This window comes from Rhodocytophaga aerolata (assembly GCF_030503435.1).
GTDB classification, from domain to species: domain Bacteria; phylum Bacteroidota; class Bacteroidia; order Cytophagales; family 172606-1; genus Rhodocytophaga; species Rhodocytophaga aerolata.
Genome location: NZ_JAUKPO010000001.1, coordinates 345151 through 366325, shown reverse-complemented (window position 1 = coordinate 366325; position 21175 = coordinate 345151). Strand labels below are relative to the sequence as shown.

The 21175-nt window shown below is 40.3% G+C and carries 23 protein-coding genes; 9 read left to right on the top strand and 14 right to left on the bottom strand.

Going from position 1 to position 21175, the window contains the following annotated elements:
• Positions 1-156: 156 nt before the first annotated feature.
• Positions 157-1671 carry an oligosaccharide flippase family protein gene (locus tag Q0590_RS01450; RefSeq protein ID WP_302035693.1) on the top strand — a complete coding sequence of 505 codons (1515 nt, stop codon included), beginning with the start codon at positions 157-159 and terminating at the stop codon, positions 1669-1671.
• Positions 1672-1714: 43 nt separating this feature from the next.
• A complete protein-coding gene (locus tag Q0590_RS01445; RefSeq protein WP_302035692.1) occupies positions 1715-2455 on the top strand; it encodes an SDR family NAD(P)-dependent oxidoreductase in 741 nt (246 codons plus the stop codon).
• Between the two features lie 61 nt (positions 2456-2516).
• Here the strand turns inward: Q0590_RS01445 and Q0590_RS01440 are convergent, their stop codons facing one another.
• Complete coding sequence (locus Q0590_RS01440) at positions 2517-2981, bottom strand: DUF4920 domain-containing protein (protein ID WP_302035691.1); 465 nt, start codon at positions 2979-2981, stop codon at positions 2517-2519.
• A 171-nt stretch (positions 2982-3152) separates the two neighbouring features.
• On the opposite strand from Q0590_RS01440, the gene Q0590_RS01435 reads away from it, so the two are divergent.
• Together Q0590_RS01435 and Q0590_RS01430 are read left to right on the top strand one after the other, a co-directional pair.
• Positions 3153-4712, top strand: a complete 1560-nt coding sequence (locus Q0590_RS01435) for a serine/threonine protein kinase (protein WP_302035690.1) — start codon at positions 3153-3155, stop codon at positions 4710-4712.
• Positions 4713-4852: 140 nt separating this feature from the next.
• Positions 4853-5074 (top strand): hypothetical protein, encoded by a 222-nt coding sequence (locus tag Q0590_RS01430; RefSeq protein ID WP_302035689.1) that lies wholly within the window; start codon positions 4853-4855, stop codon positions 5072-5074.
• A 78-nt stretch (positions 5075-5152) separates the two neighbouring features.
• Here Q0590_RS01430 and Q0590_RS01425 read toward each other — a convergent pair whose 3' ends face one another.
• Both Q0590_RS01425 and Q0590_RS01420 read right to left on the bottom strand, forming a co-directional pair.
• A complete protein-coding gene (locus Q0590_RS01425; RefSeq protein WP_302035688.1) occupies positions 5153-5845 on the bottom strand; it encodes a hypothetical protein in 693 nt (230 codons plus the stop codon).
• Between the two features lie 829 nt (positions 5846-6674).
• A complete protein-coding gene (locus Q0590_RS01420) occupies positions 6675-6905 on the bottom strand; it encodes a hypothetical protein (protein WP_302035687.1) in 231 nt (76 codons plus the stop codon).
• Between the two features lie 285 nt (positions 6906-7190).
• On the opposite strand from Q0590_RS01420, the gene Q0590_RS01415 reads away from it, so the two are divergent.
• On the top strand, positions 7191-8276 hold the full coding sequence (locus Q0590_RS01415; RefSeq protein ID WP_302035686.1) for a site-2 protease family protein: 1086 nt from the start codon (positions 7191-7193) through the stop codon (positions 8274-8276).
• Positions 8277-8371: 95 nt separating this feature from the next.
• Entirely contained in the window at positions 8372-8635 is a 264-nt protein-coding gene (locus tag Q0590_RS01410) for a GNAT family N-acetyltransferase (protein ID WP_302035685.1), read from the top strand.
• On the opposite strand, the gene Q0590_RS01405 is transcribed toward Q0590_RS01410, so the two are convergent.
• Entirely contained in the window at positions 8632-9777 is a 1146-nt protein-coding gene (locus Q0590_RS01405) for an AI-2E family transporter (RefSeq protein ID WP_302035684.1), read from the bottom strand. The genes Q0590_RS01410 and Q0590_RS01405 overlap by 4 nt on opposite strands.
• A 122-nt stretch (positions 9778-9899) precedes the next feature.
• Between Q0590_RS01405 and Q0590_RS01400 the strand changes: the two genes are divergently transcribed.
• A complete protein-coding gene (locus Q0590_RS01400; RefSeq protein ID WP_302035683.1) occupies positions 9900-10187 on the top strand; it encodes a GNAT family N-acetyltransferase in 288 nt (95 codons plus the stop codon).
• 91 nt (positions 10188-10278) lie between these two features.
• On the opposite strand, the gene Q0590_RS01395 is transcribed toward Q0590_RS01400, so the two are convergent.
• The 10 genes from Q0590_RS01395 to Q0590_RS01350 form a co-directional block, all read right to left on the bottom strand.
• On the bottom strand, positions 10279-11217 hold the full coding sequence (locus Q0590_RS01395) for an LEA type 2 family protein (protein ID WP_302035682.1): 939 nt from the start codon (positions 11215-11217) through the stop codon (positions 10279-10281).
• Positions 11218-11393: 176 nt separating this feature from the next.
• Complete coding sequence (locus Q0590_RS01390) at positions 11394-11897, bottom strand: DUF6265 family protein (RefSeq protein WP_302035681.1); 504 nt, start codon at positions 11895-11897, stop codon at positions 11394-11396.
• A 260-nt stretch (positions 11898-12157) separates the two neighbouring features.
• Positions 12158-12385, bottom strand: a complete 228-nt coding sequence (locus Q0590_RS01385) for a helix-turn-helix domain-containing protein (RefSeq protein WP_302035680.1) — start codon at positions 12383-12385, stop codon at positions 12158-12160.
• Positions 12386-12388: 3 nt separating this feature from the next.
• Entirely contained in the window at positions 12389-12868 is a 480-nt protein-coding gene (locus Q0590_RS01380) for a DUF2975 domain-containing protein (RefSeq protein WP_302035679.1), read from the bottom strand.
• A 268-nt stretch (positions 12869-13136) separates the two neighbouring features.
• On the bottom strand, positions 13137-13769 hold the full coding sequence (locus Q0590_RS01375) for a hypothetical protein (protein WP_302035678.1): 633 nt from the start codon (positions 13767-13769) through the stop codon (positions 13137-13139).
• Between the two features lie 101 nt (positions 13770-13870).
• Positions 13871-14509: an acetyltransferase gene (locus tag Q0590_RS01370; RefSeq protein ID WP_302035677.1), complete on the bottom strand. Its 639-nt coding sequence runs from the start codon at positions 14507-14509 to the stop codon at positions 13871-13873.
• Between the two features lie 198 nt (positions 14510-14707).
• Positions 14708-15847, bottom strand: a complete 1140-nt coding sequence (locus tag Q0590_RS01365; protein WP_302035676.1) for a redoxin domain-containing protein — start codon at positions 15845-15847, stop codon at positions 14708-14710.
• Between the two features lie 194 nt (positions 15848-16041).
• Positions 16042-16857, bottom strand: a complete 816-nt coding sequence (locus tag Q0590_RS01360; protein WP_302035675.1) for a DUF4249 domain-containing protein — start codon at positions 16855-16857, stop codon at positions 16042-16044.
• Positions 16858-16860: 3 nt separating this feature from the next.
• Positions 16861-19257 (bottom strand): TonB-dependent receptor, encoded by a 2397-nt coding sequence (locus tag Q0590_RS01355; RefSeq protein WP_302035674.1) that lies wholly within the window; start codon positions 19255-19257, stop codon positions 16861-16863.
• A 263-nt stretch (positions 19258-19520) separates the two neighbouring features.
• The gene (locus Q0590_RS01350) at positions 19521-20366 is read right to left on the bottom strand and encodes an alpha/beta hydrolase (protein ID WP_302035673.1); all 846 of its coding nucleotides are present in this window, start codon (positions 20364-20366) and stop codon (positions 19521-19523) included.
• 28 nt (positions 20367-20394) lie between these two features.
• Here Q0590_RS01350 and Q0590_RS01345 point away from each other — a divergent pair, with 28 nt between their 5' ends.
• The gene (locus Q0590_RS01345; protein WP_302035672.1) at positions 20395-20523 is read left to right on the top strand and encodes a hypothetical protein; all 129 of its coding nucleotides are present in this window, start codon (positions 20395-20397) and stop codon (positions 20521-20523) included.
• A 204-nt stretch (positions 20524-20727) separates the two neighbouring features.
• A complete protein-coding gene (locus Q0590_RS01340) occupies positions 20728-21153 on the top strand; it encodes a nuclear transport factor 2 family protein (RefSeq protein ID WP_302035671.1) in 426 nt (141 codons plus the stop codon).
• Positions 21154-21175: the final 22 nt, after the last annotated feature.

The following is a 21175-nucleotide window of genomic DNA, read 5'->3' as shown; positions in this document are numbered from 1 at the left end:
CCCAGCATCTTTCCTGCCAGTGGCCATCTTGTTCTATTGCCCAAAGATAAATCTTACAATGCCCACTTACATATATTTCAGGCTGATAGCTCTGTTATACAATATCCTGCATAAATTTGACGCTTATAAAGATAAGTGTTAAACAGTAAAGTATACATGGGGATTATTGTTAGACAGGGCTTGAAGTATTCGACGGTGGCATACCTGGGCGTATTGATTGGGGCTGTGAATACAATAGTGGTTTTTCCTAAAATATTAAGCCCGGAGCAGTATGGATTAATGCGTTTATTGCAGGAAAACGGCTTGTTTATAGCCGCTTTTGTGCAGCTGGGTGCTGCAAACATAGCAGATAAGTTTATACCTGTATTCCGTACCGAAGACAAGACGAATAATGGCTTCCTGTTTTTTTTATTGATTTTCCCATTAGCCGGTTTTCTGCTTTTTTGCCTGTTATTCCTGGCGTTTAAAAATATATGGCTGGAAGTATACCAGGAAAAATCCCCAGCTGTAAATACCTATTTTTATTATTTCATTCCCCTTGTATTCTTTATGATGTACCAGCTGATACTGGAGGCGTATAGCCGGGTGCATCTGCGGATTGTGGTACCTGGTTTGTTCAGGGATGTGGTATTGAAGCTGATTACGCTGGGTTTTATTCTCCTGTATTCTTTTCAACTTATCACCTTTCACCAGTTTCTTCTCTCGATTATTGCTACCTATGGAATAATTACATTGCTGCTGATGGCATATTTGTACAACCTGAAAGTATTGCATATAAAACCTCGCCTGGATTTCCTCACCGGAAAACTTTTGAAAGAGATGGGGATTTATGGAGCTTTTATATTACTGGGAGGCGCAGCTACGCTTATTATTACGAAAATAGATTTTCTGATGTTAGGCTCTCTGGCAGGAACCAGAGAAGTGGCCATTTATACCATTGCCTTTTTTATGGGCACCATTATAGAGATTCCCCGCCGGGCTATTGCTCAAATCAGTACACCTATTCTTTCGCAGGCCTGGCAACAAAACGACCTCGATAAGATTGAAGACATTTATAAGAAATCAGCTATTAATCAACTTGTTATCGGGGCATTTTGCTTTCTGGGCATATGGTGCAATGCAGATGCTATATTTAATATAATTCCTAATGGGGAAGTGTACCGGGCAGGCAAGTATGTAATTCTGTTTATTGGAGCTGCCCGCCTCTTTGATATGGCTACCGGAGTAAATGGAGAGATTATTCTTCAATCTAAATATTACCGGTTTAATCTGATCTCGGTTGTATTTCTGGCTGTATTGATTGTAGTAACTAATTATATTTTTATTCCGCTGTATGGAATTAACGGGGCAGCATTTGGTACTTCCTTGTCTGTTTTTCTATATAATATTTTAAAATACGTATTTCTCTGGATTAAATTCCGGATGCAGCCTTTTAATATAAAAACGGTAATCGTAGTATTAATTATGGCGGTTACTTTTTTTGCTGCCTCCCTGGTGCCAGCTCCTGAAGATGAAATTGTTCCTACATTGCTCAACATTCTTTTCCGGTCAGCGGTCATCACTGGTTTGTTTGTTGGGTTTACCTATGTCTTTCAGGTATCTGAAGATGCCAATAACCTGGCTAAACTAGGGGTAGACCGAATAAAGGCTTTTATGAAAAAAACTGCCTGATAATATGTTATTTCCATACTAAATCACTTACAGCTATATACCTATGGAAGAAAATCATCCTCAAGCATTATATATTATTACCGGTTGCAGCAAGGGGATAGGTAAAGCACTGCTCAACAAAATACTTTCGTACCCGCATGCAGCAGTTATAGGCATTTCCCGCACGCCTATGAAGAGCCGGGAAAGATTCACGAATATTCAGGCAGATTTGTCGGACTGGCAGGCGTTGGTAAATAAACTAGCCAGTATTTTTCCTGATGCTTCCTTCTATAGCAAGGTTGTATTAATTAATAATGCTGCCTGGATTGGGGAATTGAAACATATTGGCAAGCTGGATAATGCCTCCATAGCCAGAGTGTATGCTAGTAATTGTGTAGCTCCGGCTATTTTGATGAATGCATTTGCACAACAATATGCACACACCACTAAAGAGAAGCTGGTGATAAATGTGAGTACTAGTGCCGGGCGAAACCCCAGAGATGGCATGTCTATGTATGGTAGTACTAAAGCAGCATTAGATATGTTAACAAAAGTAGCCAGGCAGGAAGCGGAAATTTCAAACTCAGGAATTAGTTATTATATTTTATCCGTAGGCGCTACCGACACACCTATGCAAGATGCCATACGCGAAACCACCCAGGATAATTTCAGCACACTTCAGCGGTTTATTGACTTAAAAAACTCCAATGGCTTGCTAACTGCCGAGGAAGTAGCAAACCATGTATGGCAGCTACTTCAGACTCCCATTCAGGCGGAAGATGGATATATTTATATCAAAAAATAAAGGCAGCATAGGAGAAGTTGGCTAACCTGTCTCCTGTACTGCCTTTAGAGAATGTATACATTTAATTTTTTACCAACACTCCATCCGCTTCAAATTGCAGGGAAGATTGAGGCTGGGTTATTTTGGCAATTTCTTCCTTAGACTTTCCGGCATCTTCGGCATAATGTTGCAACTGGGCTACAGGTATCGTTTTCTGAAAAGCCTTTCCATTGAGTACAACTTGTTTTCCAACAATATCTTTCGGTACGAAAAAAGCATAGTCTTTAAACTTTACCAGCATTTCTTGTCCATTGCCGGCATCTACCTTGATCCAGCAGCCTTTAGCCTGGCAAACTTCTTTTACGGTTCCGGTTGTCTGCAGGTCAACAGATTCTTTTCCATTCAATTTGCTGGTAAGGGCTGAAGCAGGCACCGGATTATCCGGAACAAAATGAGCCCCATAACTAGCAGGATTCTGAGCAGAGGCATTCTGGAGAAATGCAGTTAACATACATAAAACGGCAAAAAGAGCATTGATTTTTTTCATCTGACTAAAAGTTTACTGAAGTAACTTAAGGTTTCTACTGTCCGGATAAAACGCTAAAATAGAAGATATTAGTTTAAAAAATAGATTTATTCTATAAAAGTATTTACCTTCCAGGTATAGCTTTTCTGTATAGTTATACGTTAAGGTCTTAGTTATAATTAAAGAACAACTATGTTAGGAAAGGAAGTTCTCCATTATAAGGTAGAAAAATTGCTCAACATGAGCAGCATGAGTACCGTCTATCTTACCTCAGATACCCGGAAGGGAACCCCAGCCACCTTAAAAGTTTATAATCCATACCTGGTAAGAAGCACCAGGCTGGCCAAACATCTGAAGAACAGTGTTCCGCTGATTAGCAGTTTGCACCATCCAAATATTGTACACATCTACGAGTTGGCAGAATCGACAGAGGGCATTGGCCTGATGATGGAATATGTAGATGGAATTACCCTGGCCCAATACATCGACAAGGCGGATAGAGAACTTGCGGAAGAAGAAATTATGGAGATTTTTCTGCAGCTACTAGGGGCCATTGCTTTAGCTCACAGACGCGGCGTATTGCATACCGATATTAAGCCTTCTAATATCTTTATTACTACAGATAAAAAAGTAAAGATCTCTTTTTGTAGTACATCCAGGTTACTGTCAACCGATACGATGGCTTTATCGAAGGCGGGTTTTAAAATAGGGAATGTGTGCTACAAAAGCCCTGAGCAGATTTATGAAAAATCTCTGGATGCCCGTACAGATATTTATTCAGCAGGTGTTGTCTTGTATGAGTTACTCACCGGAAATGGTCCGTATGCTAGAAGCAATTGTTCCGAATTTGAGATACAGAACAAAATCGTATATGAACCCCTGTTTAAAGAACATGAAATCAGGCAAGGGATCAGGGGAAAACTACAACTGCTGGTAAATACAGCCACTGCTAAAAATCCCGATGAACGCTTTGCGGATGCAGACGAGTTTATAATAGCCGTACAGGAAATACAGAATGAAGAAAGAGAGAAACAATATCAGGAAATGTTGCGGGAGATATCGGTAAACAGCATCCAATCCACAGACGCAGAAGTTGATTCAGTAATAAAAGTTGTTGAACATAAGAAGAAGTCGAGAACGGTGGCTGGCATATTTGCTGTATTTACGCTGATGGCCGCCTGTTTTTTTATAATAACCTTGTTGTATCAAAATGCCTCCAAGTCTGCCAGCCGGGAAACGTATGCTGCAGCCCAATCGGTAGATATGGATTCTGTTGAAAGCAATCAAGACTCCGATTCTACGATAGCAGACGATTCTGTCTCAGATACTGAAGAATCTGCCATTCCGGAAGGGATTACTACCCTGGCGGCTGCCAATACAGCTATGCTCACGGAATCAGAGCTGCAATACCGCTTAGAAAATTATTACAAAGCTATGGAAGCTAAAGATTCTGGCCGCCTGGCTCAGTACTATGCCCCTAGCCTTATCCGGTTTTTTAACGAATATGGTGTGTCAGATGAATTACTGAAACAGTTGCAGAACCAGGCATGGGAACGTACACCTGAAGCAAAGTATACCGTGTTGTGGGAAACTTTCCGCTATTCCAGAGATGAAAAAGGTAACTACGTGATAGATTATTATGTAAACTATAGGTACCGTCGGCCCAATCAACGCAGCTGGAAAACCCGAAAGCTGTACACTATGCTGAAAATGAACAAAGATTTACAGATTTATTATATCACCGGAGATTAAGTATATGACAAATTTTACAACAGCTGAGCATCAAATACGTAGGATAAACTAACAAGCAGCTAAACTAACCAGGAGATACACCCTCTTGTAACAACTTTAGTTTTGCCTGCTTATATGTTTTACCCCTAAAAATATGTGTTATGGATAAGCTGTTGTATTTATTTTTATGGATTCCTGTTTTGCTCGCCCAAACTCCTACAGACTATCCCACCGTGCGGAGTAGAGAAGTGCCAGATCATATGCAAGACCAGGTAATTTGGTTCATGATACTGGGCGGCATTATATCAGTTATATTGCTTGTAGGGTATCTTACACGGCTCGATAAAAAAGTAGCTAAGTGGTTTAAGAATCAATCCGGTTAGTTTTATAATAAACTGGGCTAATTAGCAAAAAGGCTTTACCTGTTGAGATAAAGCCTGTTACACTTGTGCGAATCAATTCTAGGAAAGTTGCAGATTATTGCTACTCATCTGTACAGAAGGTGTATGTAAAGGCATTTCTGTCTGATTGCGTAACTGCATATACATTTTTATATACCTTCTATCAAAAATAGTTGTTTTAACTAATTCGTCGAGTTTCTCTAGTTCGGCCCGCGCTTCTTCAATAAGTAAAGGCACATTCACCATAGCAGCTAATTTTTTATTCGCAACTGCATTCCTGTGAGTAATCATAGGTCTGACAGTGTTTATGGCATGCTGCAACTGTGATAATCTTTCTTCAGTAACGCCATATTTTGTCAATTCTGCTAAATGATCTTTTGCCTTGTTATATATAGTCTGGCAGCGTTTCACAATATGTATTTCTGAACCAGTACGTAGCTCATTCTCAGAGTAATTTATGGCATAAAGCAAGGCTTTATTATTAGATGCCTTAGCATACGCGCGAACCTTCAATAAAATAGCAAGCGACATATCCGACATGGCCAGCATATGCCCATCTTTATCTTGCATATAGAGTGCAGCCATTTGGCCAGGCTGAATATACATTTGCTGAATAAGGGCTGTTACGTAGGTTCTGAACATAAACACAGATTTGACAATAGGCCCTATTGTATTCCACATAGTGGGTTTAGCATCCATGTAAGACAACACTGTCTGGTACATGGAGAGAATATGTTGTTGATTTGTAGTCATATGGTTAAATATTTAAAAAAGATGTAAGAGTTGCTGATAGTATAGCTAAATTCCTTTAGTGCTACTATAAGTTACCCTTGGCTGTGTAATAGTTATACTTAGGTCTGGCAAACAATGTGATATTTTGTAGAATAAATTTATTTTTTACAAGCAATATTGTTGCCAGTCTTTAAAGCTTTTAACTGCTTTGTTATATAATATGTTTAAAAAATACAATACTTTAGTTAAATTTTGTTATTCAGCACTTTAAGCTTATAAATTCTATAGGTTTTTGAAGCTTTGTGAAAAAAGATTTTGAGTTTTGCCGGATAAAGTGAATGGAAGTCGGGCAATGCTGTGCAGCTAGACTTTCCAGTTTAGCGGATGATGAACTACTAAAAGCTTAGAAGGTAAATAAGTTAAAAAGAGTAGAATAATTTAAGCTGATTAAATTCAAAAATCTGATTACTAACTATTTATGTTTGAGTATAACGATTTATTGCTAGAGGAAATGTTAACTACTTGAAGAATAAAGTGTGTGGTATATAGAAGGAAAACTCTACTTCAATAAATGGGAACTTGAGGAAAATTACCTGGAGGTATGGAAGGAAATCCACTAATTAATAGGTAGGAGTAAGTGGCAAATTAAATAAAGCAATGTATAAGAATATATTCCTATAAAACGCAACTATCTACGAATGTATCCAATGCTACATCCATAGATAGTACAAATGAATTTTACTAAAGTAGGTAACTTATGTAATCTAAAGCAGATGTAATAAAGTGCCTAAAAATTGCACTAATTTACATCTCATACTTTGAGGTTTACCTTATTAATTGAAATGTATATCTAACACAGCTCAATTTCTGCCAAATAAGGCTCTAACCGGGAAGTATCTTTAAAAGGAGTGATTGCGTAAATGGTATTATCCAATTTATTATACCATATTTCTGCATAAAACCCATCTACGTGATACAAACTAATGTTGTATCTGCCTAATTGCCGCGACATCAGAAATGTGCCCTTTTCCCATACATACTGCGCCTGTTCTTCAGAAGGTAGTATAATAAATTCAAACATTGACTCCATGGCCTAACAATACTTAATCTAGTTTTAACTTTAAAATGTTATAATAATACACTATACGAATTATTACTTACGGGGTTTGGTGTCTGTTATAAAAAACCTAAAAAATTAACAAAAAACATACACCGTCCAAATCCGTTAGTATCAGATACATATCAGGTACTGTAGGCTGTGAATCTGGTTCATTCCCTTATAAAAGAGGGAAGTCCTACCAGTGAGCAGACTTGATGTAAGATTGAAGTACTATTTTACTAATATTTAACCACATTACCAACCACTATGGGCAGATCTTTAGTACTTGGAAGAATTGCCGGGATAAAAATTCTCGTACACTGGACTTTTTTATTGCTTTTAGGCTGGATTGTCATATCTGGCGTTAGCAAGGGAAACGATACGCCCACTATTATTAACACGGTGGTTTTTGTACTAAGTATTTTTGTTTGCGTCTTGCTACATGAATTAGGCCACTCGCTTACGGCAAAGCGCTACGGGGTAGATACCAAGAAAATTACACTTTTACCTATTGGTGGGGTAGCTAGCCTGGAACGCATTCCGGAGGACCCCAGACAAGAGTTGTGGGTAGCAGTTGCCGGACCAGCAGTAAACGTTGTAATTGCCCTGCTGTTATTTCCATTTATTCAAACCGATCAGCTGTTTATTAATGAAGAAACGGCAGGCATAGCTAGTACAGCAGGCTTTTTAAATTCTTTATTCAGAATAAATGTGGCCTTAGTGGTTTTTAATATTATCCCGGCCTTTCCTATGGACGGTGGCAGAATTCTTCGTGCTTTGCTTGCCATGAGGATGGGGCGTATGCGTGCCACACAGATTGCGGCGAATTTAGGACAGTTTTTAGCGCTTGGCTTTGTCTTTTTCGGCCTTACTTCCGGCAATCCTATCCTGATTCTGATTGGCATATTTGTATACTTTGGTGCCCGGACAGAAAATGTAATGGTGCAACACCTGGAATTACTGAAAGATTACACCGTGCAAAGTGCCATGATTACCAACTTCGTAACCTTATCACCGGCTGATTCAGTGAAAGATGCAGCAGATAAACTATTATCTGGCTCTGATCAGGATCTGATAGTTGTTGACAACGGACAAGCTATAGGAATCATGACCCGCTCCTTAATTATTAACTCCCTTCGCGAAAACCGGGCAGGAGAAGCCGTAACAGAAATAATGGAGCGGAATTTTGATACAGTAGCTATTAGCGACCGCCTCACAGAAGTATATGCAAATGCACAACGCAAGAAAAATGCTTTTTTTCCTGTAGTAGAAGGCAACCGCCTGATAGGAGTAATCGATATGAACAATATACAAGAATTTGTAATGATCCGGTCTGCGTTAAGTTATGGATAAAATATAAGCTTACTAGAGAAGCTGTAAGTGGCAAAACCATCTTTAAAACAGATGTACCTATTTATCCGTAAGGAAACTTAACTAATTATATTGTTATGATGAATGTACAAGTAATGCATGACAAAGAGAACCAGGTTTTTTATGCAGATATACAGGGCCAGAAGGCAGAACTAGTATATAAAATGCCTGAAGAGAGTTTAATAGATTTTAAAAGAACATTTGTTCCGGAAAATCTACGCAGCAATGAAATAGGCAAACAACTCGTAATGGCCGGATTAGCCTATGCCCGGCAAAATAACTACCGCATTATAACGAGTTGCCGCTTTGCCGAAAAATATGTACACAGCCAGCACCGTTAAGGAATGGGCTGTTTGTCAGCCCTTTTCTTTTTAACCCATTTCTTTATTTTATCTGCTGCATTTGGTTCTTCAGTATCACTTTCATCCCCGATCAGGTAGCCATACGGGCGAAGGCTTTCTATATTGTCAAATATTATTTTAGCTATTCCCAAGAAAGGGATAAAAAGGATCATACCGGCAACCCCCCACAAAGAGCCTCCAATGAGCAGCGCAATAATAGAGGCCAGTGGATTAATCTTCACTTTGCCACCCACAATATTAGGCGTCAGGAAGTTGTTTTCCAGAAATTGAACAAACACAAATACACCTGCTACCGCAATGGCCGGCCCTATACCATCTTTTGTAAGTAAAGCAATAATGATGGGAAGCAAGCTTCCGATAAGTACTCCTATATAGGGTATAATATTCAGTATCCCAGCTAAACATCCCAGAAATATGGCTTGTCTGATACCAATAACCAGCAGCCCTACAGAATTAAGTGTAGATAAAATAACTACCACAATTAGTACCCCAGATAAGTATTGCTGAGTAACTAGGCTGATTTGTCCAATTATATTCTTTACTTTGTCATGTTCGGCATTTGGCGTGATCATTAAGGTAAACCGCTCAAACTTCTCGCGGTAAAACATAAAAAAGAAAATGTAAATAGCTAAAATACCTATAGTAGCCAGTGTACCAGTGGTTGCACTTAGTATACCAGTCATGTATTGGCCGGCAGATTCCAGGAAAGTAGAAAATTGTTGACGGATATATTCAAGCTGCCTTTCAGGGGAAATATTGGTTTGGCGCTCTACAAACCCCTGCAACATATCTAACTTTTTATTAAGTTGAACCTGCAGGCTGGGAATATCACTGGCGAAATCGGCAATCTGCCAGGTGAATAAAGAGATTAACGCCAGAAAAGTTAACAGAATAATTAAAATACATAAAACAATGGCCAATCCTCTGGGAAAACGCCAGCTCTCAAACTTTTTGCATAAGGGAAGCATCAGCATAGCCAGCAAGGCCGCTAAACTCATCGGCACCAGGAGTGCACGGGCATAATACAAAGCACCAATAAATAAAAAGCCAAACAATAAAAGAAAGGTGTACCTAACAAGCGGATATCGCTGCATTAAATCTTTAGGCTCTGTTGTATCCATGGATAATTAATAAATCGAAGGCGGGTAAAATATATTTCTGTGGAAATGAATTGAGTTTTGCTACAAATTTATGTCGTTTACGTAAGTAACAAAGTTTTGATTGTATTCAACTAAAAATAGTTATGGAAGTACATATAGATCATAATTTACAAGAACAGACTTTTTATGCACAGGTAGAAGGCGAAGAAGCCGAACTTGCATACAGCTTACCGGAAGAGGGTATTATTGATTTTCAGCATACTTTTGTACCCGAATCGCTTAGAGGGCAGGGAGTAGGGGAGCAACTAGTAGAAGCCGGCTTTGCTTATGCCAAAGATAATGGAATGAAAATACTAGCTACCTGCCGCTTTGTAGCTGCTTTCGTAAAGCGGCACGCTTCCGAGTATGAAGCTTTATTAGCTAAAAATTAACCTCAAAGCCAGTTCGCTGAAAAATTGGTGATATATTTAACAGTATCGCCCGGATAAATTCATACGGGTTGATACTGCTAAACTTCAACTTTTATTTACCCTTTTGTGCGGCCGCTTTCACATTTTCTTTCAGCTCTTTGATAGTCCCAGCGTTTTGAAAGGCCATGTTGAACTTGCCAAGCGCAGCATTGTCGGTAACAATGTGCATATTGCCTGCGAACGTATAAGGAGTGTCTTCACTTTTAAACAAGATTTTTACAGCGGCTTCACCTACCTGGTTCAGGTCTATGTCAACTGGTATCGTGATAATCTCTGTACCTGGTTTATCAAAATTAAAATTCTGGTCGCTCTTGCCTTCCAGATCTATATTGTCGCTCATCTTAAAGTGATAGGTAAACCCATTAACGGTATAGGGCATAGCACTGTAATTCGTCACTTTCACTTTTACCTGTAATTTACCGCCTTTTAGGCCCATATTGGATAGATCTATGCCGTCTACTTCCACCTTCGGCAGTTTGGGTATATAGATTTTTTTTGTAAAATTAACGGGAATAGCCTTACTGCCTACTACAGGAAAGTGGTTGTATAGCACCGCATGTATGCCAACCATAGCACTATCCGATTCCAGCTGACGCACCTTCTGATAAAACGAACGGATATTCACTTTTATCGGCACGGTAACTTCATCATTAGACTTAGACTCTATGCGAATGCCTGTGTCGTCATAGCCTTTGGTTACGGTATCGCCATCCAGAGTTACTTTGTATTGCAGGCTATCTATATCTATGGTAAGGGGTAAACTGTTTTTTACCCGCAGGGTTAATTTTCCCTTCAAAGAGTCGGCAGTGATTTCGTCTATTACGGTTTTGGCACTCTGCAAATCTGGCATTACATAGTTTTTTCCCTGTTTTACCAGTTCTTCTTTGGATGTAGTTTTAAATAGATAGACAGCTGCCGCAGCGCCTAGAAGAATAAGTATCAGAAAGAATGTAAGAATGGGATGTCTGCGGAAGAAAGATTGAGAAGCCATAGAAAGATTTCACTAATAATCTTTATCCCTACGTAAGTTACTGACGATTAGTTATTATCAAATGAAGCAGTTGGGTAGAATTATTGAATAAAAAGCCTCCGTTTCTTTTTATAAAAACCCAAAGAAGCGGAGGCATAGAATTTATAAGCTAATGTAGAATGCTATGGATGAATGATTTATTTAACCCGGCTAAACTCAAACAAGGGTTTAAATGCCCATTTGCCTTCTTCCTGCCGGCCAATGGAGATGACAAAAGCATCAGTAGATCGTTTTTCATACAATACCCGCACCTGCTGATTATCCTGCTCGAACACTACCCGGTCTTTGCTTGACTCCAAGAAAATATACCGTACAGGCTTTTCTATGTCTTCCTGCCCAATCATACCGGGTTTAAAATGTTTTACCAGAGATACTATACCCTGCTCTGTCTTCTCATAGCCCAGGATTTCGTACATAGTAACTTTCCCATTGGTCATCATACGCATCATGCCGGCTATGTTATCGCCTGCGGGAGGAAACCAGGAAGCTTCTATTGTTCGCCCTTCGGGTGTTGCTTTCCAATGGCCTTCTATAAAAGCTAAGTCACTAAGAGAACCTTTACTGGCAGCATTTTGAGCATAAACCTCTGGTAGGGCGAAGCAGCCGACAGCCAGCAACCATAAAAAATAAAGACTTTTCATGTACGATGGAATAGGTGATAAGCCGGTAAATTATCACTATTTGCCAAGTTTAGCAATTCCAAAGAAAATTATTAGTATGCCTATACTAGAGAGTTTTTAACAATTCTTCATCTACTGTTGGAGTCGGTTGTTTGTCACATTGAGTATAAAATCCAGTTATTCCTTTCCTTAACTTCATCTTTTTTGTACTGGCTAACGGTTTATGGCTTGGTGAAGGCTTGACAATGGAAACTGTCAGCCCTACTTTTGCCAAGCTGAGGTTAGTGAGTTGTTATTTTATTTTTGTCAGTTACATATTCCAAAATGTCGCCTGGTTGGCAGTCTAATGCTTTACAAATTGCGTCTAAGGTGCTAAAACGAATGGCTTTCGCCTTACCTGTCTTTAAGATAGAAAGGTTAGATAATGTCAAATCAACTTTTTGAGAAAGTTCATTCAGAGAAATTTTTCGTTTTGCCATCATCACGTCTAAGTTTACAATGATTGGCATAGGTTAAATTGTTAAGTCGTTTTCAGATTTCAGGTCCATGGCATTCTGCAAGATTTTTTCAAATATTGCCGCAGCAGTTGCAACTACAATCGACACAAAAGTAGCCAAGATACATATGGCAATAAAACCCGCAGGGTCTTCCTCTTTAGAATGGGATATTCTAATGTATAGTCCTGCTGCCACAATTAAAACACTTAATACAATGGCACAATACTTTATGCTCTTTAAAGTTCCGACAGAGTCTGAGGAGAACACTTTATTTTGCCCGATGTATCCCAATAATTTGAAGGCCTTATACAGCGCAACAAAAAAAGCGATTGATGCTGCGTATCCATACAAGATGAACGGGTCAGCGTAAATGCTGAACAAGTCTAGATTTGTAGCCCTTCCCTCGGTTAAGGGAAACCGAATCAAAATGGCAATCGCCACCATGCCGATAAGCACGATAACTGCCTGAAGAAATGTTGTTGAAATTCTTTTCATAATGATTTTATAAATTAAAATTTCACTATAAATATAATAAATAATTATTGATAAACAGTAAATATTTGTTATTATTTATGAAATATTAGAAATTTAAATGTCTTTCTCTTATGAAACTGATTAACAACTTTTGGATTTAAATTATCAACCGGTTAGAATTAGCCGGTTCGTCTGTTACAATGATTTCTTATTGACCAAAGCCAACCGGCGGCATACCCTCAAGCTTGGAGATTGCGCTGTGCTGGCTGCTAACCGGTTTGGCTAGCAGTTATTCTATTAGTTTTGTTTCAAAAATCTTCTTTATAGCAACATAGTCTTTCAATTCTTGTACATCCGGATAAAATTCGGAATACAGTTCGGGACTATGGAATGAGTAAACCCTAAATTTATCGCCAATTTTAAACTCTACCATATAGACCGTTCCATCGGTAACAGAAAGCTTGTGTTCAACTTCCCAGCCGTCTTGCATCGAAACTTTCCGCATCTTGGGCTTGAGTTCCTCTTGATTAGGTAACCTTGTCAAATTATTTTCAAGAAGCGTAGTATACACTTCGGCCAACTCTGCTTTTGCTTTCAACTTATACTTGCTAATCTTAATCTTTGGGTAGTTCGTCTCCCTAAATATAATTCCTTTCCAAGTACTCTCATGTAATTGTATTATTAGTAAATCTCTTGTATCAGTCAGTGTTGAATGAGCATAGAACCTTATTTCTACATCATTTTTTGATTCTTTTGTTGGCTTTATTCTGATTCGCTCCTCAAAATCTTTATTCGGCGATACATTTATAGAGTCGGACTGTATGCCCTGTGTTGCAATTTTGTTGACACCACGGATTTCTACTTGTGAATAACTTTTAGTAAATATTAAAAACAGCAGAAGTAAAAACCCAATTTTTTTCATAATTCAACTTACACCTAACACTTATACACACGCTATTATAGCGGACATATAGTGAATTTAGAGGATACACGCTGTCTGGCGTTTTGTACAACTCACTCAATTTATTTTCCAATGGCTTTGGCAGGGTTGCCGAATACTGTAGCATTGGCTGCTACATTCTCTATAACCACCGAACCTGCCCCTATGCGGGCACCTTTGCCAATAGTGATGCCGGAAACTACCGTAACGCCAGCGCCTATAAATACATCATTCGCTATTTTTACGCCAGAGTTAATAATACTGCCGGTGCCTACCTGTACAAAATCTCCCAGCTCTGCCTGGTAATCTATTACAGCCCGTGCATGCAGAATGCAGTGGTTGCTTATTTTTGCTTCCGTATTAAGAATAGTGCCGGCGCTTATGAGGTTTCCGTGCCCAATAGTAGCCAGCGAAGAAATGTATGCCTGATTGTGGATGGCGTTAACCGGCATCATTTTCCGGCGTTCGTTCAGCATTTCTACCAGATGCTTGCGGAGTTTAGTATCATCGGTAGCTATGAATGCTTCACATTTTTTGCCGATCAATTTCAGGTAGCCTTCATCGTCGGTGCTGCCCAGTACCGATACATCGTGTATTTCCTTGCCATGTAGTTCAGTATTATCGTCCAGGAAGCAGTATACCACTACCCCATTGCTCTGAAAAACATCTAATGCTACCAGGCCCAGGCCGCCAGCTCCTAAAATGATTACCGGATTTTCCATAAAAGTCTCAAGTTAATTATAAGGGTTTCCTATACGTTTAGCCCACTAAAGTAGTGCATTGTTGGGATATACGCATGCAATAAAAGAAACGGCAACAGATTTTGCAAAAGAGATCAGGAAATGTATACCTGTTTCTGTTGCCGGATGAGCAAAGTATAGAACTGCGGCCTGATGGCTAAGCGTAAGCGTGTGGGAAAACTAATAATACCTGCCTAACTGCTCTACAATGGTCCGTTTCATTTCCAGCGGATTAATGGTGCCCTGCTTGCTGTACACAATTTTACCGCCAGGCCCGACTAAAAGAGTATAGGGGAGGGCACCTTGCCAGTTTTTATCAACAGCCTCTATCAACGCATATTTATCTTCCGAGTTGAACAGATAGTTTTTTCCGGATGCCTGCGATTTTTTTAAGAATGCCAAAGCTTTGTCTTTTTTGTCGGGTTTGTCGGCACTGATGGAAATAAACTCAAACTCCCGGTTGCGGTACATCCGGTTCATATCCACAAACTCAGGAAATTCAGTTACACAGGGGCCACACCAGGTAGCCCACACATTAATAAGCCGCCATTTGTCCGAGTCATTTTTAATCAATTCTTTTAAACCCTTTTCATCAATCATCTCCAGCAATACTTCTTCTTTAGCCCAATCTACATAGGCCTTCTTCGCATAATCCCGTTTATCGGCCCATTTAATAGAGCATCCAAAGGTTTTTGTTTTGGCTACCGGCACAGGTTTTCCGGCCAGTAAGGCTTCAATAGCATTGCGGGTGTCGTGTACTTTGGGTGTACCTGGTTTTTCAGAATCATCAATACGGCCGGTATACTGGAGTTTGCGGTTTTTATCAAAAATAAACACATGCGGAGTAGCTACCGGTCCATAGGCCATAGACATTTTTTCATTTTCGCCGTCGTACAAGTAAGGAAAATTATAGGCTTTGTCTTTTGCCCGGATTTTCATCTCCTCAAATGTATCGCCCATGTCTGAGTAGCCCAGTTCATCTAACCTGACAGATTCCGGGTCATTCGGAGATACAGCCACAATAGCTACGCCTTTGCTTTTATAATCGGTTACCAGTTGTTTAATGCGGTCTTCGTAAGCCTGGGCAGTGGGGCAATGGTTGCAGGTGAAAATAATGGCTAATACGTTGGCATCAGCAAAGCTTTTCAGGCTATACATTTTGTCATCAATGCCTTTCAGGTTGAAATCCGGGGCAGCAGAGCCTATTTCCAGTGTTTTCGGATCGTCACCGAATGCTTGGCCTATACCTGTAAATATGCTACTAATCAATAAAAAAAGACCCAGAAGGCATTTGTCAGCGGAAATAGTAAGTTTCTTCATAGGTGTGGATATTTAATACTACAGGCAGAAGTTATAAAATCGGTTTACTCACGAATAGAATTATTTGATTAAATTAAATAATTATACTTAGAATAGCAATAAGAGCGCACGTACCTGAATTGACGTTAATAAAAAGAAACACCCCACAAATAATTATCGGTGGGGTGTAAAATATGTATAAACAAGTGCTAAAATTATTCTTCGCCTGTAATGGTAACGGTTTGTGAAACTACCGAAGATGCCCGGAAAACACCCAAAGCCCCATTGCTGATGTTGGATGGCGGATTCACCGGAGGCGGACTGAACAAGCCCCCGTCATTGTTGTAAATGTTAATTAAGCCAATGTAGTAGTCGTACACTTCTTTGCTGATCGAATGCATTTCCAGCTTCACTTCATCATTTAACTGAAAGGCATAGCCTAATTCCAGGTTTTCGATATCTCCTTTAATAAAATCATCATTGCTCACCAGCAAGTCGTTGATGCTGTTGTAGAGCGAATCGTTTTCATACACCATAAACCGGTAATAATTGGTTTCTCCCTGCGGCTCTTTGGCAAAGAAATAAATATAATAGCCTTCGTCTTTGGTAGGGCTTTCAGGCACAAACCGCACCTCTAGTTTATCGATATTCGTTACTGGAAGTAGCTTGGACTGTGCTTGATAATTTTGCCCCTCGTGCACAATAGTTAAGGTATAGGTGCGGCCTGTTTCCCCTTGTAAACTGCTGGTCGCATAGGTACCAGGCTGATCAGACAGGTGCGTCAATACCTCACTGTTGCCTGCATCATCCGAGATGGTCACCACTGCATCGGTTACTTTGGGAGCAGGGGCCGTGCTGTAAAAGTCGCCTGTCTGCGATAGTTTAACATAATAGGGCCCCGGTTGATTGGTAATAGCTCCTTCTACCACTAGTTTGGGATTTGTATTATCCAGAGGTACCTCTATCACCTCTTGACAAGCGGATAAAAGAAAAAGCAACCCGGCAAAAATATAGATGTTTATTGTTTTCATGACTTATTGAAATTTGAAATTATAAGTAACAGAAGGCACGATGCCAAACAGGGAGGTTTTTACCGCTTTGGGTTCACGGGTGTTAATGACCAGATCATCATCAAACTCACTTACACCAGGGTCACCATTAATCACATCTCTGAATTGGATGGTAAAGGCATTTTTACGGGCATAAGCATTGTATAAGGAGAAGTTCCAGCTGCTTTCCCATTTTCTGCCAGGCTTCTTTTTGCCGGCCAGGTTGAGCGATAAATCCATGCGGTGGTAAGCTGGCATACGGCTGGTGTTGCGTTCCTGCGGATAGTAGGCTATGCGTTGGCCTTCTACTTCATAAAATCCTTGTGGATACGTGACTGCACTTCCCGTGGTATATACCCAGTTGCCGGATAGAGATAGTCTGGGGCTGAGCTCATGAGTAAGTACCAGAGACACATTGTGCCGCCTGTCGTAGCGGGGGCTGTAAGGGTTGCCATTGTTAATGCCTTCAATTTGCCGTTGCGCTTTGGCTAAGGTGTAACTTATCCAGCCGGTGGTGCGGCCGGTGTTTTTCTTCAGCATAAATTCAGAGCCATACGCCCAGGCTTTGCCCGAAAGCAACTCGGCTTCCAGGTTATTATTCAATAATATTTCTGCGCCATCTTTGAAGTCAATCTGATTTTGCATCCACTTATAATAGACTTCTACCGAAGCCTCAAACATGTTGTCTTTAAAATTACGGAAATACCCTACGGCCACCTGATCGCCAATTTGAGGTTTAATGTAGCTATCTGCAGGTACCCATCGGTCAATGGGTAGGCCGGCCGTAGAGTTGGAGGCAATCTGCAGGTATTGGCGCATGCGGTTGTAAGAAGCCTTCACCGAACTGTTCTGATCTACCAGGAAGCGGGCACCCAGCCGAGGTTCCAGGCCATGATAGAGGTTAATTTTCTCAAGACGGCCATAGCTTACTGTATCTACAATGGTATTATCCGCTTTTGGCACACCAGGGGCATACTGGAATACCCGGCCTGGCCCTACATTCTGGAATAAAGAGTAACGCAGGCCATATTGCAACGACAAACGGTCAGAGATTTTCTGGTTATTGCTCAGGTAAAAGGCTTGCTCTACGGCATATTTATTATCCAAAGCAAAGGATTCAAAAATAGAGTTGGAATTTTTAGGTTTAATGGTAGCCGGAGAAAAGCGGTGAACCATGGTGTTAGACCCAAACTTTAATTCATTGCTAGGGTTAAGAAAGTAATTGAAATCCAGTTTCAGCGCATATTCCTGCAGATTCGATTTCCATTGAAAGTTTTGTGCGCCGTCGTTTATATCGAAGCCATAGTTGAAATCAGAGAACAAGACCGTTGTATTGAGAAATAATTTAGGACTAAACAGGTGGTTCCAGCGCAACGTAGTCGTGGTATTGCCCCAGTTCAACCCAAAGACATCATCAAAGCCAAAAACATCTTTTCCAAAGTAGCCTGACAGGAATATACGGTTTTTGTCATTGATCTTGTAATTCATTTTGGCATTCAGGTCGTAGAAATACAAGGTGTTGCTGTTGATGGCTTCATCCGGAGAAAGTTTCAAAAACAAATCGGCATAGGTTCTTCTGCCAGAGATAATATACGAAGCTTTGTCTTTAACAAGAGGGCCTTCTAACGTTAAGCGGCTGGAGATGGTACCAATGCCACCAGAGGCTGCAAAGTTTTTAGAGTTGCCATCTTTCATGCGTACATCCACAATAGAGGCTAGTCTGCCGCCAAACTCTGCCGGGATACCGCCTTTATAAAGCTCAATATCTTTAATGGCATCCGGGTTGAAAACAGAGAAAAAGCCCAGAAAGTGAGAAGCATTGTAGACGGTAGCCTCATCTAGCAGCATCAGAGTCTGATCAGCAGAACCTCCGCGTACAAACAGGCCGGTGGTGCCTTCGCCAGCAGATTGGATGCCGGGCAGCATCTGCAAACTTCTGAGCACATCTACCTCACCAAACAGGGCAGGCATGGATTTGATGCGTTCAATCTTGATATTTTCCCGGCTCATTTTCACCTCCGTCACGTTCTCATCCATTTTCTGAGCCGATACTACTACTTCCTGCATCTGCACACTTTCCTCGGAGAGTTCTATATTAATGGTTTGTCCGGAGGTAAGGGTTAGGGCTTTTTTCTGATTGATGAACCCAACATAACTATATAAGAGGGTATAGTTTCCTTCAGGTAGGGTGAGCGAGTAAAATCCATAGGCATTGGAAGTGGCCCCGGTACCTAGTTCCTGTACATACACGGTAGCCCCAATGAGTTCTTCCCCACTCCGGGCATCCTTTATATAGCCGCTGATGGTATATTTACTTTGTGCATGGCTATACCCAAATAGAGCACAAAAGATAAGCAAGAGTAAACCTTTCGATACGTTCATTGTTTTCTATTGAAATAGATTTTTTTGCGAAGTAAAAATGCAGTTTTATTGTTTTTAGTTGAATACATATAGTATAAGCGGTTGATTTATAGGTTAAAGCAACAGCCTACGTTATAAGTTGGATATATCCAATAATTTATTGAATTATCATTTTGTGGAGGAAAACCGGTTTTGATCCTTTTGTAGATAAGACAGGCAGAAAGAGCACTACCCCTATGCGGGAAGGAAAAAAAATAAAAATTCTATTCAACAAAAGTGTAAAACTAACTATGGCTCAGAATCCAGTCTTTCATATAGGCCAGTATTTCCATCCGGTTAGATTCATTATGCGTCTCATGCAGAAGTCCGTCCCACACCTTAAGGGTAGCTAAATTACCAGCTTTGCGGGCAAATTCCCGGGTAGCCGGCATAGAGGTGATAGGGTCGTTTTCTCCATGCATAACGAGTGCAGGAATTTTTAAAAGGTCGGCATGCTTAATGGCCCATTCCCCGTTCTGGTACATCCCAAAAAATAAAGTAGCAGAAATATGTGTATGTACCAGTGGGTCTGACACATAGGCTTTGGCTATTTCCGGATCGTGGGTAAGTTGCTTAGCATTGAGGCCATTGGGTTGCGTATACTTAGGATAAATTTTGCTCGCCAGCTTAGCTAAAGTCAGTTGAATAGCAGAAGGATTAAAGCTAAGCCGCAACCAGGGGGAAGAAATAATTGCCCCTTTTAGTATATCTACCTTCTTTTTTAATACATAAATAGCTACAAGATTGCCACCCATACTATGTCCATACAGAAAGAGAGGAACATCGGGATAAAGGCTTTTGGTATACGTGAGTACACGTTCAACATCATTCAACAGAACTTCATAGGAAGGAATATGCCCTCTTTTGCCTTCTGATCTTCCATGTCCCCGAAGGTCAAAGGCTACCATGGCAATCTGGTGTGCAGCCATAAAATCACCTACATGCATGTGCCTGCCTATATGGTCGCCGAGGCCATGTACCAGGCATATAATGGCTTTAGGCTTGTTTATTTTCCAGTATTTTCCCTGCAAATGCAGCCCATCGGTGGTTTGAATAGCAAATACATCTGTAACTAACACATCAGTAGACATGGCATACTAATTTTGACTGTAGAAATGAATGAAAATACGCTTTTATTCTTTTTTGCGGATAAGTAGCGGAAAAAATATGTATTTATATATTGGAATAGATGCCTGGAATCAACTGCCGGAAAGAGATACCCATTCTTTTCTGCCGTATCTGACTTAATCCAAACCCACAAACCTCAAAGGTATACCTATCTTCTATAGTGAACAACGCAGAGTACTGAATGTTTATAAGTTGGTTGAAAAATGGCTAATGTGCAGGAAAAGCGGAGACGCATGGCTTGCACAAATTAACTGTTTTACTTACAGGTAATTTTTAATAAATTTCGCTTTGTTACCAATCCACTCCGTTTTAACCCATACACCCATGAAAAAACTTTTAGGATTACTTTTATTTTTAGTTCTCAGCAGTAGTTTACAGGCTCAGTCAAAAGAGGAAAAAGAAGTAGCGGCTGCCGTAGAAAGCCTCAAAAAAGCCATGTTAGATGCAAACCGCTCTTCGCTGGAAAACATAGCTGCTACAGAACTCACGTATGGGCACTCCAATGGGTTAATAGAAGATAAAGCTGCTTTTGTAGAGGCACTAGCCAGTGGGAAGGCTGATTTTAAAAGCATCAACCTCACAGAACAGACCATAAAGTTAGCTGGAAACACTGCCCTTGTCCGGCATAAGCTTACTGGCGAAGTAGTAAACAGCGGACAGCCTGGAAATGTAAATCTGGGAGTTTTGTTGGTATGGCAGAAGCAGCAAGGACAATGGAAATTGCTTGCCCGCCAGGCTTTTAAACTGTAATAAGTTTCATATGTTTAGCAAA